This is a genomic window from Thermostichus sp. OS-CIW-20 (assembly GCF_054061455.1).
The window spans coordinates 39592-53216 of sequence record NZ_JBSSEF010000004.1 but is presented as its reverse complement, the minus strand read 5'-3'; the positions used below and the strand labels follow the sequence as shown (position 1 = coordinate 53216).

The window sequence follows — 13625 nt, the reverse complement described above, 5'->3', positions numbered from 1 at the left end:
AGGCTGCCAGCAGCGCCGCCACCCCGTACAACCACCTCATGGCAGGAGGACCTCAGAAAGCAGGGCTTGTTGCGTCAAGATGGCCTGCAGGCGGGGCACGCGCGTTACCAAGCGATACTCTGCCACCTCCTCATCGGGCTCAAGGGCAATGGTGTGCACCTCCCGGCTGTGAAGGGCAGCCAACAACGCCTCTGCACTTCCATAGACGGCCAACTCCAGACGCATGTGGTACTGCTGTAGCCCTTGGCGCATCTGCTGTAACAACTGCTGTGCTGCTGAGGTCCTGGCCGCCAACAGAGGACTGTCTTCGAGAACGCCCAAGCGCATACTCAACGAGGAACGCACCGCGATGGCATAGAGCGTAATGGACAGCATGGTGCCCACCAGCGCCTCAGTAAGCGCCACATCCGCCGCCCCAAACAAGGCATAGATCAGAGCAGCGATGGATCCCAGAATGCCGCGCATCACCAAGGCATGATAGGGATTGGTCTGGGTCACCACCAAGGCAGCCGTCAAGGGCAACAGCAGGGCGATCACCAGCAACAAAGTCTCTTCCATCCTGTCCTCCTATAGGGACTTGCGCTGCGAGCAAAAGGCCAGCACATAGCCCAAGATGGTGTTCCAAATGGCCAAGGAAATCAGGGCCAACACCAGCAGAGGCCACTCCCTTGGGATCCGCAGCAACAGCCCCAGCATGATGCTCATGGATCCCAGCGTGTCCGACACCGAAAGGCCGTGCAGCTTAAACAAAATCGAGCGATCCCCAAGGAGCGGCGCTGTTCCCCACAGCCAAAACAGCACCCCGATCCCAAACAGAAGATAGCTGAGAGCCTCCACCAAAACTTCCATGTTGATTCCCCTTAAAGCATTTCCAAGCGCTTGAGCACGTGGGCCAGCAGCATTAGGGCTGCATTGCCCACCGACAAAATCAAGACCCCCACAATCCCGATCATCCAGTCATCCCGCACCACAGATACCACCAAAACCAGGATGGCCGTCTTGGTCGATAAGCTGGCAAAAGCCAGCATCGTCTGCCAAATATCCTCCTTCAGCCAGGCGGCATACAGCGGCAGGCATAGGGTCAAAGTCAGCAGAAACAGCAGTAGATTCACGCCTCCTCCCGCGGCTTGAGCAGATGCACCTCGTAGGTGCCTTGGGCATCGCAATTGAGCACAATGGTTTTGGGCGTAAAAGTAATCAAAAAGATGTCGAGAAACACTAGTCCCGCCGAACGATTGGGGAGAGTTTGTTTGTATACAACCTCCTCTACGGTGTGGGGTCTGAGGATCATCTCAAAGGCCTCCCAGTAAGCTTTCGGAACGGCGAAAACGATCTCCCTGAGCACCCGCCCCCAATCCCGCCACCGCACCGGCGCAGAGGCCTGCCGAGGCAGCAGCAGCGTCGCCGCCACCCCGATGGCCACATTGTCCCAACTCAGATTACCCGTCAGCAAAAACCAAATCAAAAGCCGCAGGCCAATTTCCAGCAAGCCCAACTCAGGGTAGCGCCACATGGTTCACTCCACTTAGCAGAATCCAGGCCAGCACCAACACCACGCTCAAGCCGCCCACCACTGCCTCTAGCCCTTCATCCAGACGCCATCCCTTCACAGGAATTCGCTCCCAAAACCAGCCCAGCGGGATCCCGAGGCCCAAGCTAAGGAACGCCTTGATGAGATTATCGACGTCATAGGCCGCTGGCAGCCAGAACCAGAGCAAGCCCCCGCCCCAAAGGACTAGGGCCACCTTGTCTGGCCAACCGGCTGCCGGGGTAGTGTCCCCGTTTGTTTGAGAAGGAAAAGCTCGCAGCACCCGCACGGCTATGCAGGTGGTGCCGACAGTAACCCCCACCAGCAGCCACTCGTGCCAGGGATCCAGAGCTGACAAGCTAAGGGCCTTGGCTGCATAGCCCAAAGTGCCGGGCACCCCCGCCAGCGAGGCCGTCCCCAAGATCAGCAGCGACCAGCGCCAGCGATTGGTTATCGCAGCCCCGACAAACAACAAGGGCTTCGCCAGCCCATGGGCCAGGCCGTACAAACCCGCCCACTGGGGTGCAGCGATGACAAATCCCATCTGCGACACCGAGCTCCAGGCCAAAAGGCGCTGGGGCGTGCTGGCCATCAAAGCCAGAAGGATCCCAAAGACCGCCGCGCCTGCGCTGAAGTAGGGCAGCCCCTGCGCCAAGACGGGCGAGAACTCGCTGCAGCGCACAAGGGCCATGGCGCCTGCTTTTGTAGTAAAACCGCTGAGCACCGCCGCAATGACAGGATCGGCAGTGGCGTAGGTGAGGGGCAGCCACAGGCCGGCGACGAAGACTGCCCCCTTGGCCAGAAGGCCAACGGCAATCAAGGCAAGAGCCGTGGGGTCGGCCAGGGCCAAGCCGCTCATCGCCAGGGATCCGGTGCGCACATAGACCAGCATGGATCCCACCAGGTAGAGGAGCATGGCCACATTGCTCATGAACAGGTAGCGCAGCCCCACCCAGAGCTGACGGTCGCGAGAGCGGTGCGGGGCGCTTTCCCCCAGGATCGGCTGGGACTCTGCTCGGCGACTGTAGGTGAGCAGCAAAAACACGCCGATGCTGAGCACCTCCAGGGCCACATAGACGCTGATCAGGTCAGCGCTGATGACGACGGCGTTGGCGCTGCCGTGGACGATCAGCAACTGCATGGCCAGAAAGCGGCTGCCCACAAAGCGCCGATCCAAATACAGGGCCACCCCAAGGGTGACCAGGCCATGGGCCAGGAGCATGGCCGCGGCGTTGCCATCGATCCGCAACGTCACCCCGAAGTGATCCAGCAACTGGAGCTCCAACGGCGCAGCAGTTGCCCCTGGCAGGCCTCCCTGCTGCACTGCGTAGGCTATCGTCAGTCCAGCCATGATGACCAGGCTGGGACGGGTCAAAGCCGGCAGCAAGTAGGTGGCAAAGGCCAGCCAAAAGGGCAGTGCCACCCAGACCAACGTCAGTTCGGTCGTCAGCTCAGTCATCAGCTACCGCCTGCTCAATACTCTCCACTTCCAAGGTGGGATGATCGCGGGACAGCTTCATCACCCCCACCAACATCAGGGCTTGTACCGACAGGCCGATGACGATGGCCGTGAGGATGATTCCTTGCGGAACCGGGTCGGCATAGTCCACCTGGCGCCAGGGCTTGTAGATGGGAGTGAACACGCCGGTGCGGGCGGCCCAAATGACAAAAAAGGCGATGACCCCGGTGCTCATCACATCCATGGCCAAGATTTTCATGATCAGATTGCGCTTGACCACCACTCCCCAAAAGCCCAGCAGGATCGTAAGGATAATTGCAGCGTGTGCCATGGGTACCTTGCCGTTTGAGCCTCGATGGTGATTTTCCATTCAGCTAGAAGCCGCAGGAGCCCTGCTCCGTACCCCCCTATATCCCCCCGTATACGGGGGGACTGGGGGGCCGGGGGCCGGGCCGGTCAGTGACGGGAGAAATGCGGTCTGTTGATGTACCATCACAGCATGACTCAAGTCCTGACCATCTCCTGCAAGCTCAAGGTATCTAATTCCCAAGCCGCCAAGCTGGATGCGACTCTGGACGCCTTTGTGCAGGCCTTGAACTGGGTCAACCAAAACACGCCGGAGAAGATCCTCAACGCCCTTAAGCTCCAATCTCTGGGTTACCGCGACATCCGTGCCCGCTTTGGCCTATCCAGCAACCTGGCACAACAGGTATGCAGATGGGTGGTATCTGCCCGCAAGACTGCCAGCCAGAAAAAACCGTCCGGTCAAAGCCTTCAAGGCGGGCTTCGTGACCTACGCTGCCCGCATCTTCTCCTTCCGAGCGAAAGACTGGACAGTATCGCTCACCACCGTTGAGGGGCGGGAACGGTTGGAGCTGTCCATCGGCAACTATCAACGAGGGATGCTGGCCGGCACCAATCCCCAATCGGCCACGGTGGTCAAACGCAAAGAGGGTTCTTACTCCATCCAGATTTGTGTGGAGCATGACCTGCCGGAGCCGCAAAACACCGCCAAGGTCATGGGGGTGGACTTGGGTAGAAAAGACATTGCACACACCTCAGAGGGGGATAACTGGCATGGACAGCCGTTGAACCAGGTCAGAGACCACTACTTCTGGTTGAGAGCGATCCTCCAACAAAAAGCCAGTCAGGGCAGACGCAGTTCACGGCGGAGATGTCGGGAACTGCTGCAACGGCTGTCTGGTCAGGAGAGACGCTTGCAAACCTGGGTCAATCCCTGCATCTCCAAGGCTATTGTTTCCAGGGCAAAGGCGACCGATAGCACGATTGCCTGGGCAGACCTCACTGGAATCAGAGAGCGTGTCAACTCACAGCCGCGCAACAAAACCGAGCGTCGGCGGTCCAATAGTTGGGCGTTCTATCAACTGAGGCAGTTTGTGTACTACAAGGCGCTGCGGGCTGGGGTGAAGGTTGTGGTGGGACGCAGACTACAACGGAGCGTTAGCATCAGCGAAGCGTAGCGCCTATGTCATTGCACTTTTGGGGGCTGCTGTAAACCAGCCGCCCTACATCCCCCCGTATACGGGGGGAAGGGGGGCGGTCGGAGTCGGGTAGTTTACTATCCAACTTCCGCAGCCGCAGCAGCCAGATGGCGACATCTCGTCCAAGGGATCCGCCCAGACGCAGCCGGGATCCCCAGGGCTGAGGCTCGAGGTCGCTGAAAATAAGCTGGAAACACACTGGGCCGTTTCCGGTCTTCGCCCCGCTTCCCTAAGCCCCCTCTGGATATGGAGAGAGCTCTTGTACGCTGCCTTGGGATGGAATAGCTTCATGGAGTTGGCGTAATGGCCGTCAATTTGCATTAGGACTATATTGCAGTCGGCTATCATGAAGCCAAAACTGTTCTTGTCGGATGGATTAGTCTCGTTCGACGATCTGCAGCGATGCCCAGTTCTGCTGAGTCTCTGTCCTCTCCGCTTCCCCAAGGCGAGGCCCTCAAGCCCTCGGTGGTGGCGGCGCGGGAGCCTTTTTTGGGGCTGCTGAGGGATCTGGCACGGGCTTACCAAGCCTTTGAAAATTACGCCGGCGCTCACATTCGGCAGATGGGGCTGACTGCCCCCCAATTTGACGTGTTGGTAACCCTCGGCAACACCCCCGGCCTGACGATGAATGTCCTGGCCCAGAAGACACTGGTTACCAAGGGGACGCTGACCGGGATCGTGGATCGCCTGGAGCAGAAGGGGTTGGTGCGCCGCGAGGTACCCCCAGAAAACCGCCGCTGCTTCAAGATCGTGCTTACCGAAGAGGGGGAAAAACTGTTTGAGCAGGTTTTCCCGGCCCATGTGGCCTACCTAAAGGAGCGCTTTCAGAAGTTGGATCCAGAAGAGATGGCCCAGATCCAGGCTTGCCTGAAAAAGCTGCAGTCTATTTTCCATCTCCCTCGGGGGCAGACCCAGGATTGTTGAGGAGGCCTCTTACCCCAAGACCCAGAGCATCAAGACGACGCCCAGGGTAACGGCGGCAAAGAGGGCGTAGCTAATCCGGCGCAGCGGCTGCAGTTGCATGGCATGTAGATCCTTAAGCCAGCCCAGCCCCAGCGATTCCACAAAGCGATCCAGCACGGCCTGCATGGGGTAGGCGTAAACGGATCCCTGTTCTTTGAAGTTCACCAGCAGGACCAGCAGCGTGGCGTAGCCCCAGAGGAGGCCCCAGAGCACAGCACTCAACCCGATCAAGATGGGCTCAAGCATCGAGCTTCCTTGGCCTTCGGTAGGCGTGACCCCCGCTTCCTCAGTGTGACGAAGTTTTGCAAGATGGAAGGGTTGGATCCCATTTTCAGGCTCTTTTCTGCTTGAAGCCACATCCAGGCCTGCTTTTTAGGACAGGGGAAGGAGGGTTGTCCAACGCAAAAGATGGCAGACTAGGGTTACCTGCCCTACCTCTTCTGGACGAGTCCCTATGAGCTCTCGCTACCTGCTGCTCCCCGCCGAGCCCAAATCGGTCGGTATTGCCTATCTCCTCTGGGCGCTGGGCATATTCGGCATCTGCGGTGTCCATCGCCTCTACTTGGGCAAGACTGTGACGGGCCTTCTCTGGCTTTTGACCTTTGGGCTCTTGGGCTTTGGCCAGTTGATCGACCTGTTTCTGATCCCAGGCATGGTGGACGACCACAACTTCAAGCTGGCCGTCTTGCAGGGGATCCGCCCCTCTCCGGCTCCCGCCAAGGGGGTCTCGGCGCCGCCTCAGCCTTTGAAGGGTCAGGCTTTGATGCGGGAGATCCTGCGGCTGGCGCAGCAGCGGCAGGGGATCCTCACCCTCTCGGAGATCGCCATCGAACTGCCTGCTGATTTTGACGAGATTGAAAAGGCGCTGCGAGAGCTGAGCCGCCGGGGCATCGCCTCCCCCGAGAACAACCTAACCACCGGCGCCGTGGAGTACCACTTCCCTCACCTGTTGCGCTCCCCTGGCGACCGACGCTCCCTCTGACAACGTCCTACTGGGATCCCAGGATGCCGCGCTGTTTGGCTAGCTGCATCGCCCGGCGAAAGGCCAGCAGCCCCAAGGCGAAGTAGAACACGCCGCTGGCCAGAGCCATGAGCAGCCGCAAGGGATCCAAACCCGCCTCCCGCACCATCACATCTCGCAGCAAGCCGGCCCCCGCCGTCATGGGCAGCATCTGCCCCAGCCACTTCAGGGATCCCGACCACTCTTCTGTGGGGGTGGCCAACAGAAACAGCAGGCCAAATTGGCTGAGGATCAACAGTTGTTGGATGCGCTTCCAAATCAAGGCGGCGGATCCCAGCAAAAACGAGAAGCCATAGGCCCCCAGCACCACGCTCGCCAACGGCAACAACAGGGTGGGGGGAAAGTGCAGCCGGCTGCCGGTAAGCAACAGGATGATCCCCAAGATAACGACAACGGTTGAAAAGCGCAGCACCAAGCTGGCGCAGGCCCGCGCCAAAAACAGGGTGGCCGCCGAAAAGGGCGAGAGCAACACCTGCTCCAAGGTGCCTGTCTGGGCTTCCACCTGCAGGTTGAGGGCAATGTCGTTGACCACAAAAATGACCAGCGTCCAGAGCACATAGCCAATCACCACCGCATCCAGCCGTTGTCCAAACTGCGAGGCCGGCCCCGCCACATACTGAGCGCCGGCAAAGAGGGCATAGAAGAAAAAAGTGGTGATCAGGATCCCGCCCAGGGCTTCTGCCGGATAGCGGATGTACTGGATCCAGGCCCGCTTCAGCTCGGCCCAAAATAGGTACAGCAGTGGCCTCATCCCTGCTCCCTTCTCCTTTTCAACAGCTTGAGGAAAATGTGGGTGAGATCCGCTTCCTCGCGCTTGATCCTGAGCAAGGGCAAGGGCTTGAGGATCTCCAGCACCTGATACAAAGTCTCCGAGGAGCCGCTGAAGCGCAGCTGATGGGATCCCAGGATCTCCACCCCTTGCTGGGCCAGGCGTTCCGCCCGGCTGGGATCCAGCTTCTGCTCCAACTCAATCCGGTAAGAGCCGGCGGCGCCGGCAAACTGCCGGATCATCTCCTGCGTGGGAGCTTGGGCAATAATTATCCCCCGCTCGATCACAGCCACTTGGTCTGAGAGCGCCTCGGCTATATCCAGTTGGTGGGTGGTGAGGAGAATGGCCCGACCCGAAGCAGCAATTTGGCGGATGAGGGATTTCACCGCTTGCGCTGCCTCCACGTCCAACCCCAAGGTGGGCTCATCCAACAACACCAGAGCTGGCTGGTGCAGAAGGGCAACAGCAATGGCCACCTTCTGCTGCATACCCCGCGAAAGGGTTTGCACGGCAACATCCCGCTTCTCCCCCAGGCCAAAGGTCTCCAGCAGCTCTGCCCCCCGTTGGCGAGCCGTTCTGGGGGATAACCCCCGCAGCACGCCAAAGTACTCCAGGTTTTGCAAGGGGGTAAGCCGCCAGTAGAGGTTGCGATTGCCTTCCAGCACCGCTCCCACCTGGGCCAGCGCTCCAGGCTCAGTGTGGGGATCCCGCCCTAGGATGCGCACGCTGCCGGCATCAGGCCGGATCAGACCGGCGATGATCTTGATGGTGGTGGTCTTGCCGGCCCCGTTGGGCCCCAGAAAAGCCAGGATCTCCCCTGCTGCTAGCGTTAGGGAGACATCCACCACCGCCCGAACCTCCTTGCCCCCCTGCCGGTAGGTTTTCTGAAGGTGGTGGGCTTCTAGAACCTTCATGGGGCAAACACGAGGCAAAAGGGAGTGCAAAAGTTCCACCCGAGAAGGGCCGGCCATCCATCCCAGTTTCTCACGGCAGAGCCCAGCGCCCCCGCAGCCAGGACTAGGTGGCTGTTGGGATCCGGGCTTCCATCAGGGCCAAGCTCATTTTGTCCAGCCACTGCAAAAGGTTCTCCAGTTGCTGGGCCGCAGGCACCATTCCCAGGCCCCGCACCGTCACCTTGCCCGGCTGATAGACAAAGCGAGACTGCAAATGGGCCGGCAGGGCTTCCTTGAGGCGGTTCCAGGCCGGCTCCTCCATGGGGGTTTCCAAAAGCACATGCTCCTTGGCCGGCCTAATGCGGGAAAAGCCCAGCGTGCGGGCCAAAATCTTCAGCTCCATCACCCGCAGCAGCTCCTGGGTGGGCTTGGGCAAGGGGCCAAAGCGATCCTGCCATTCCTGGGCAATTTGCAACAGTTCGACCCGAGAGCCGGCAGCCGCCAATTGGCGATAGGCCTGCATCTTTTGATCTTCGTCAGGGATATAGCTCTGCGGGATCATGGCCGTTATATTGAGGTCAATTTGCGTGTCTTCCACCTGCGGGATCTCTTGGCCGCGAATTTCTCGAATCGCCTCTTGCAACATCTCCAAGTAGAGATCAAAGCCCACCGCGTTGAGTTGTCCGGATTGCTGAGTTCCCAAGAGGTTGCCAATGCCGCGAATTTCCATGTCCCGCAGCGCCAACTGATAGCCGGATCCCAGTTGGGTAAATTCCTGAATGGCCTGCAGGCGCTTGCGGGCCTCTTCGGTGAGGATGCCATCTTCTCGGTAGAACAGCCAAGCATGAGCTTGGATCCCGGCCCGGCCCACCCGTCCTCGCAATTGGTAAAGCTGAGCCAGACCAAACTCCTGGGCATTTTCGATCAAAATAGTGTTGACACGGGGAATATCTAAACCGGATTCAATAATGGTGGTGCAGACCAAGATATCGATTTCTCCGTTGTTAAAAGCCAGCATGGTCGCTTCCAGCTCCCCTTCCGGCATCTGCCCATGGGCAATGGCAATGCGGGCACCGGGCACCCATTCCCGCAATTTGGCGCTGGTCTCTTCGATCCCTTCAATGCGGTTGACCACATAAAAGACTTGCCCGCCGCGATCCAACTCTTGGCGGATAGCCGTGCGAATGACCTCAGGATTGTAGGGAGAAAGGTGAGTTTTAATCGGGCGCCGCGAGGGCGGGGGAGTCTGGATCAGGCTCATTTCCCTCAACCCCGACAAAGCCATGTACAGCGTGCGGGGAATGGGGGTAGCCGTAAGGGTGAGCACATCCACCTGGGTTTTGAGGAGTTTAATTTTCTCTTTTTGGTTGACGCCAAAGCGCTGTTCTTCGTCAATGACCAGAAGACCCAAATCGCGAAACTGCACATCCTTGCCCAAAAGTTGGTGGGTGCCCACAATGACATCGAGTTCGCCACTTTTGAGGCGGGCCAGGATCTCTTTTTTCTCTTCGGGAGTGCGGAAGCGGTTGAGCAGGCCCACTTGAATGGGGTAGGGGGCAAAGCGCTCTTTGAGGGTGTGGTAGTGCTGCTGAGTGAGAATGGTGGTTGGCGCCAAAAGGGCAACTTGTTTGCCGGCGGTTACGGCTTTGAAAATGGCGCGGATGGCCACTTCCGTTTTGCCAAAACCCACATCCCCGCACAGCAGCCGATCCATGGGGCGGGGAGACTCCATATCCCGCTTGATCTCCTGGACGGCGCGAATTTGATCCGGTGTTAGAGGATAGGGAAAAGACTCCTCAAACTCCTGTTGCCAAGGAGAATCGGGCGGGAAGGCATAGCCCTCCTGTTCGGCCCGTTTGGCGTAGAGCTGCAGCAGGTCAAGGGCCACTTTACGCAGGCTCTTTTTGACTTTTTGCTTGGTCTTTTCCCAGGTGCTGCCGGACATTTTGTGCAGTGCAGGGGGCCCATCTCCACTGGCCCGGTAGCGCGAGAGGGAGTTGACCTGGTCGGCAGCCACCCGCAACAAGCCATCGCTGTATTGAATGACCAGGTATTCTCGGGTTTCGCCGCCAATGGTGAGGCTTTCCAGCCGTAAGAACTGGCCGATGCCATGGGCCTTGTGGACAACAAAATCCCCCGGCTTGAGCAGGTTGGGATCCACCTGGCGGGAGCTGGCCTGGCGGCGCTTGCGCACATAGGTGGGGGTGGCCAGGCTGTGCTGGCCGAAAAACTCGCGGTCGGTGAGCACCACCCACCCCAGCGTGGGCAGGAGAAACCCCTCCAGATCTGCCAAGCCGGAGTACTTCAGGGCCACCGGCGTGTAGGACTGGAGCTGGCGCTCGATGGCGGGGAAGTCTTTGGGGTTGGGCACATACTGGGCCGGGCAGTCGTGTTCCTGCAGCAGGGCCACGGTGCGGGAGGGCTGGGCAGAGAGGATCCACACCTGCAACTGCTGCTTGCGGTACTCGCGCAGGGTTTTGGCCAGGGATCCAAACTGGTGGGGAGCGGCAGGGACAGGCCGGCTTTTGAGGTCAAGGGCCGCTTCAACCTCGCCGGCAGGGGCAAAAGCCCGGGCCAACAGGCGGGGGAAGGGATCCCATTCAGGGGCCTCGAGATCGAAGGGGCGGTGGAAGGGGAGCAGAGCCGGCTCGGCAGCCTGGGCCAACTGCCACTGCTCTTGGGCGTGGTCTAGCCACTGCCGGCTGTGGGCCTGGCACTGCTCCGGCTCGTCGATCAGGATCAAAGTATCGGGATCCAAGTAGCTCAGCAGGTTGGCCGGAGGATCGTAGAGCAGGCCGAGAAAACGGCGCAGGCCTTCAGGGGGGGCGGATCCCTGCGCTAGCTGCTGCCGCAGGGCGGGGGAAAGCTGCTCCATCTTTTCCTGGAGCGCCGGCCAGAGGATGGGTCCATAGCCGGTGGGGGTCAGCCAGACAGAGGGGATCCCGTCTTGGGAGCGCTGGCTGACCGGGTCAAACTCCCGCAGCCGCTCCAGCTCGTTGCCAAACCACTCCAGGCGCACCGGCCACTCGCAGGCCACCGGGAAAACGTCGAGAATATCGCCCCTTTGGCTCCACTGACCCTCACTTTCCACCAGGCTGACCCTCTGATAGCCCAGCCGGGTCAACTGCTGCCCCAACTGCTGCGGCGACAGCTCCGCGCCGGGTTCCAGCTTGAGGCAAAAGGCCCGAAACACCTCTGGAGGGGGAAGGTGGGGTTGGAGGGCCCGCTCCGTGGCCACAATGGCCATGCCCTTCTTCCCCTGGAGACCATCGGCCAGCACCTGAAACTGACCCCACACCAGCTCCGGTTCCAGGTCAAAAGGTTCGTAGGGGGAAGCCTCTGAAGTAGGGTAGAGCTGCACACTCTCCCAGCCCATGCCCTCCAATTGCGCTGTCCACCGGCCCGCTTCTTCCAGCGTGGCAGTGACCACCAGCAGGGATCTTCCCTCCTGCTGGGCCAAAGCCGAGGCGATCAACCCCTTGGCAATCCGCCCCCCTCCCTGCAAAGCAGCCCGTCGCTGGGATCTCAGCCGGACGGCCAACTCTTGCACCAAGCCCGATTGGGCAAGAAAGTGCACCAGTGGGATAAACGACATCTTTCCACCCCAGACTGCAAACTCAAGCCGGGATCCCAATTCTGGCATTTGTAGCCGCTGGAAACCTCAACAAGCCCCTTCCGGAGTGGGAAAGTTAGTTGGCTACCAGCCTTGAGGCTGCCAGGCCGATGCTCCAGGGCTGAGATTTTTTGTATCCCATGTTACAGGAAAAAGCTGGCACTCCCAGGATTCTAAAGTTAACCTTTAGACTTGAACAGCCTGCGCGTTGTCTTGCCCAAGATGTAACCCTAGGAGCAGCGGAAAATAGCTCTCCTAAAGTTGTAAAGCTGTACTCATTACAACCCTCCAAGCTTAGGGACAATTATGTTTCTAGACACCGTCACCCTTTCTCGACTACAGTTTGCCCTCACGGCCATGTTTCATATGCTATGGCCGGTTTTAACAACAGGAATGTCCATCTATCTTGTTGTAATTGAGGGACTTTGGCTGAAAACTCGCAACCTAGATTACTATCGCCACGCTCGCTTCTGGTCAAAGATCTATGTGTTAAACTTTGGCCTTGGCGTGGCCTCGGGGTTGCCGATGGCCTTTCAATTTGGCATGAACTGGGCCCCTTTTTCGGAAGCAGTGGGAGACTTTTTTGGAACCGTCCTGGGGTTTGAGGGCACAATGGCCTTTATGCTGGAGGCCAGCTTCCTGGGGATCATGCTGTTTGGCTGGGAGCGCGTGCCGCCGATCATTCACTGGATCTCGACAATCCTGGTGGCCTTCGGCGCCAATCTCTCCACTTTTTGGATCCTGACGGCCAACTCCTGGCTGCAGACGCCGGCAGGGGGGATATTTGTCGATGGAAAATTTGTGGTGCGCGACTACCTGCAGGCCATTTTTAATCCCTTTATGCTCAACAGCTTTCTCCACATGTTCTTTGCCACCCTGGAGACTTCTTTGTTTGTGGTTGGTGGCATCAGTGCCTGGTACATCCTCAAGGGGCGGCATGGCGAGTTTTTTTCCCGCTCCCTCAAAGTGGTCCTGGTGATGGCGCTGGTGGTGGCCCCTCTGCAGGTGTTTATTGGCCACTTGAGCGCGGAGCAAGTGTATCGCTATCAACCGGCCAAGCTGGCGGCCATGGAGGCCCAGTGGGAGACGCTCCCCGCCGGCGAGAGGGCGGACTGGAGCCTGTTTGCCTTGCCCAATGAGCGTGAGGAGCGCAACGAGTGGGAGGTGAAGATCCCTGGTGCCCTGGGCTATCTGCTGGAGTTTAAGCCCAGGCTGGATCGACCGGTTTATGGTTTGAAGGCTTGGGAGCCGCAAAATCGTCCTCACCTGATTGGCCTGATCTACTACTCCTTTAGGACGATGGTGGCCATTGGCTTCTTTATGGCCGGGCTCGTGGGGGCTACCTTGATCCAGTGGTTGAGGGGCAAACTGTCGGCGGAGGCCCTTTCCCAGCAGAAGTGGCTGATGTGGGCTTGGGTCTTTGCCGGCCCCTTGGGCTACATTGCCGTCGAGGCTGGCTGGATTGTCCGCTGTGTGGGCCGGCAGCCCTGGATTGTGTACGAGCAACTGCGCACGGCGGAATCGGTTTCGCCGCTGCCGCCAGGAGAGGTGCTGTTTTCTTTGGTCGGCCTGAGCGCCTTGTACACGGTGTTTTTCGTGGCCGCTCTTTACTTTGGCAGCCGCATCATCCGCAAAGGGCCTAATCTGGAGCTGCCTGCCCCCGTTCCGGCAACCCAGCCGGTGATCGTGATCGAGCCTGCCAGCCACGAGCCGGATCGCCGTCCTGCGGAAGCTCGGTAGCGCCGGTGCAGCTCCAACAGAACCCAGGCGACACAGCAGGCTCCTTATCCAAACAGCAGCCAAGCCGTTGGTTACGTCGATTTCCAATTCCCCTCTCCCAGAGGGCGAGGGGGGTAATGTCTCGAACTGGTTGGAAA

13 protein-coding genes and 1 pseudogene are annotated in these 13625 nt (G+C 59.4%); 4 read left to right on the top strand and 10 right to left on the bottom strand.

Annotation, left to right across the window (positions count from 1 at the left end):
* Window positions 1-36: 36 nt before the first annotated feature.
* The 6 genes from ACVWXC_RS02825 to ACVWXC_RS02800 are packed head-to-tail and all read right to left on the bottom strand — an operon-like array spanning window position 37 to window position 3318.
* Window positions 37-558, bottom strand: coding sequence for a DUF4040 domain-containing protein (locus ACVWXC_RS02825; RefSeq protein WP_011430582.1), 522 nt, complete (start codon window positions 556-558; stop codon window positions 37-39).
* 9 nt (window positions 559-567) lie between these two features.
* Entirely contained in the window at window positions 568-849 is a 282-nt protein-coding gene (locus tag ACVWXC_RS02820; protein ID WP_011430583.1) for a monovalent cation/H(+) antiporter subunit G, read from the bottom strand.
* 11 nt (window positions 850-860) lie between these two features.
* Window positions 861-1112, bottom strand: a complete 252-nt coding sequence (locus tag ACVWXC_RS02815) for a hypothetical protein (protein WP_011430584.1) — start codon at window positions 1110-1112, stop codon at window positions 861-863.
* Window positions 1109-1513: a Na+/H+ antiporter subunit E gene (locus tag ACVWXC_RS02810; RefSeq protein ID WP_041438403.1), complete on the bottom strand. Its 405-nt coding sequence runs from the start codon at window positions 1511-1513 to the stop codon at window positions 1109-1111. The genes ACVWXC_RS02815 and ACVWXC_RS02810 overlap by 4 nt, the downstream gene beginning before the upstream one ends.
* Window positions 1497-2987 (bottom strand): cation:proton antiporter, encoded by a 1491-nt coding sequence (locus ACVWXC_RS02805; protein ID WP_011430586.1) that lies wholly within the window; start codon window positions 2985-2987, stop codon window positions 1497-1499. Before ACVWXC_RS02805 ends, ACVWXC_RS02810 begins: the two co-directional genes overlap by 17 nt.
* A complete protein-coding gene (locus tag ACVWXC_RS02800) occupies window positions 2980-3318 on the bottom strand; it encodes a cation:proton antiporter subunit C (RefSeq protein WP_011430587.1) in 339 nt (112 codons plus the stop codon). Before ACVWXC_RS02800 ends, ACVWXC_RS02805 begins: the two co-directional genes overlap by 8 nt.
* 168 nt (window positions 3319-3486) lie before the next feature.
* On the opposite strand from ACVWXC_RS02800, the pseudogene ACVWXC_RS02795 reads away from it, so the two are divergent.
* Together ACVWXC_RS02795 and ACVWXC_RS02790 are read left to right on the top strand one after the other, a co-directional pair.
* Window positions 3487-4426 (top strand): annotated as a pseudogene (locus tag ACVWXC_RS02795) (RNA-guided endonuclease TnpB family protein); the annotation flags it as partial.
* A 531-nt stretch (window positions 4427-4957) separates the two neighbouring features.
* Window positions 4958-5413, top strand: a complete 456-nt coding sequence (locus tag ACVWXC_RS02790; protein ID WP_011430588.1) for a MarR family winged helix-turn-helix transcriptional regulator — start codon at window positions 4958-4960, stop codon at window positions 5411-5413.
* 9 nt (window positions 5414-5422) lie between these two features.
* On the opposite strand, the gene ACVWXC_RS02785 is transcribed toward ACVWXC_RS02790, so the two are convergent.
* A complete protein-coding gene (locus tag ACVWXC_RS02785) occupies window positions 5423-5698 on the bottom strand; it encodes a hypothetical protein (RefSeq protein ID WP_099813128.1) in 276 nt (91 codons plus the stop codon).
* A 208-nt stretch (window positions 5699-5906) separates the two neighbouring features.
* On the opposite strand from ACVWXC_RS02785, the gene ACVWXC_RS02780 reads away from it, so the two are divergent.
* Window positions 5907-6434 (top strand): TM2 domain-containing protein, encoded by a 528-nt coding sequence (locus tag ACVWXC_RS02780; protein WP_099813127.1) that lies wholly within the window; start codon window positions 5907-5909, stop codon window positions 6432-6434.
* Window positions 6435-6441: 7 nt separating this feature from the next.
* Here the strand turns inward: ACVWXC_RS02780 and ACVWXC_RS02775 are convergent, their stop codons facing one another.
* From ACVWXC_RS02775 to mfd, 3 genes are all read right to left on the bottom strand, one after another.
* A complete protein-coding gene (locus ACVWXC_RS02775) occupies window positions 6442-7224 on the bottom strand; it encodes an ABC transporter permease (RefSeq protein ID WP_011430591.1) in 783 nt (260 codons plus the stop codon).
* The gene (locus tag ACVWXC_RS02770) at window positions 7221-8156 is read right to left on the bottom strand and encodes an ABC transporter ATP-binding protein (RefSeq protein WP_457391040.1); all 936 of its coding nucleotides are present in this window, start codon (window positions 8154-8156) and stop codon (window positions 7221-7223) included. The genes ACVWXC_RS02775 and ACVWXC_RS02770 overlap by 4 nt, the downstream gene beginning before the upstream one ends.
* A 103-nt stretch (window positions 8157-8259) precedes the next feature.
* Complete coding sequence (mfd, locus tag ACVWXC_RS02765) at window positions 8260-11730, bottom strand: transcription-repair coupling factor (RefSeq protein ID WP_457390987.1); 3471 nt, start codon at window positions 11728-11730, stop codon at window positions 8260-8262.
* Between the two features lie 324 nt (window positions 11731-12054).
* Here mfd and ACVWXC_RS02760 point away from each other — a divergent pair, with 324 nt between their 5' ends.
* Entirely contained in the window at window positions 12055-13488 is a 1434-nt protein-coding gene (locus ACVWXC_RS02760) for a cytochrome ubiquinol oxidase subunit I (protein ID WP_457390989.1), read from the top strand.
* Window positions 13489-13625: the final 137 nt, after the last annotated feature.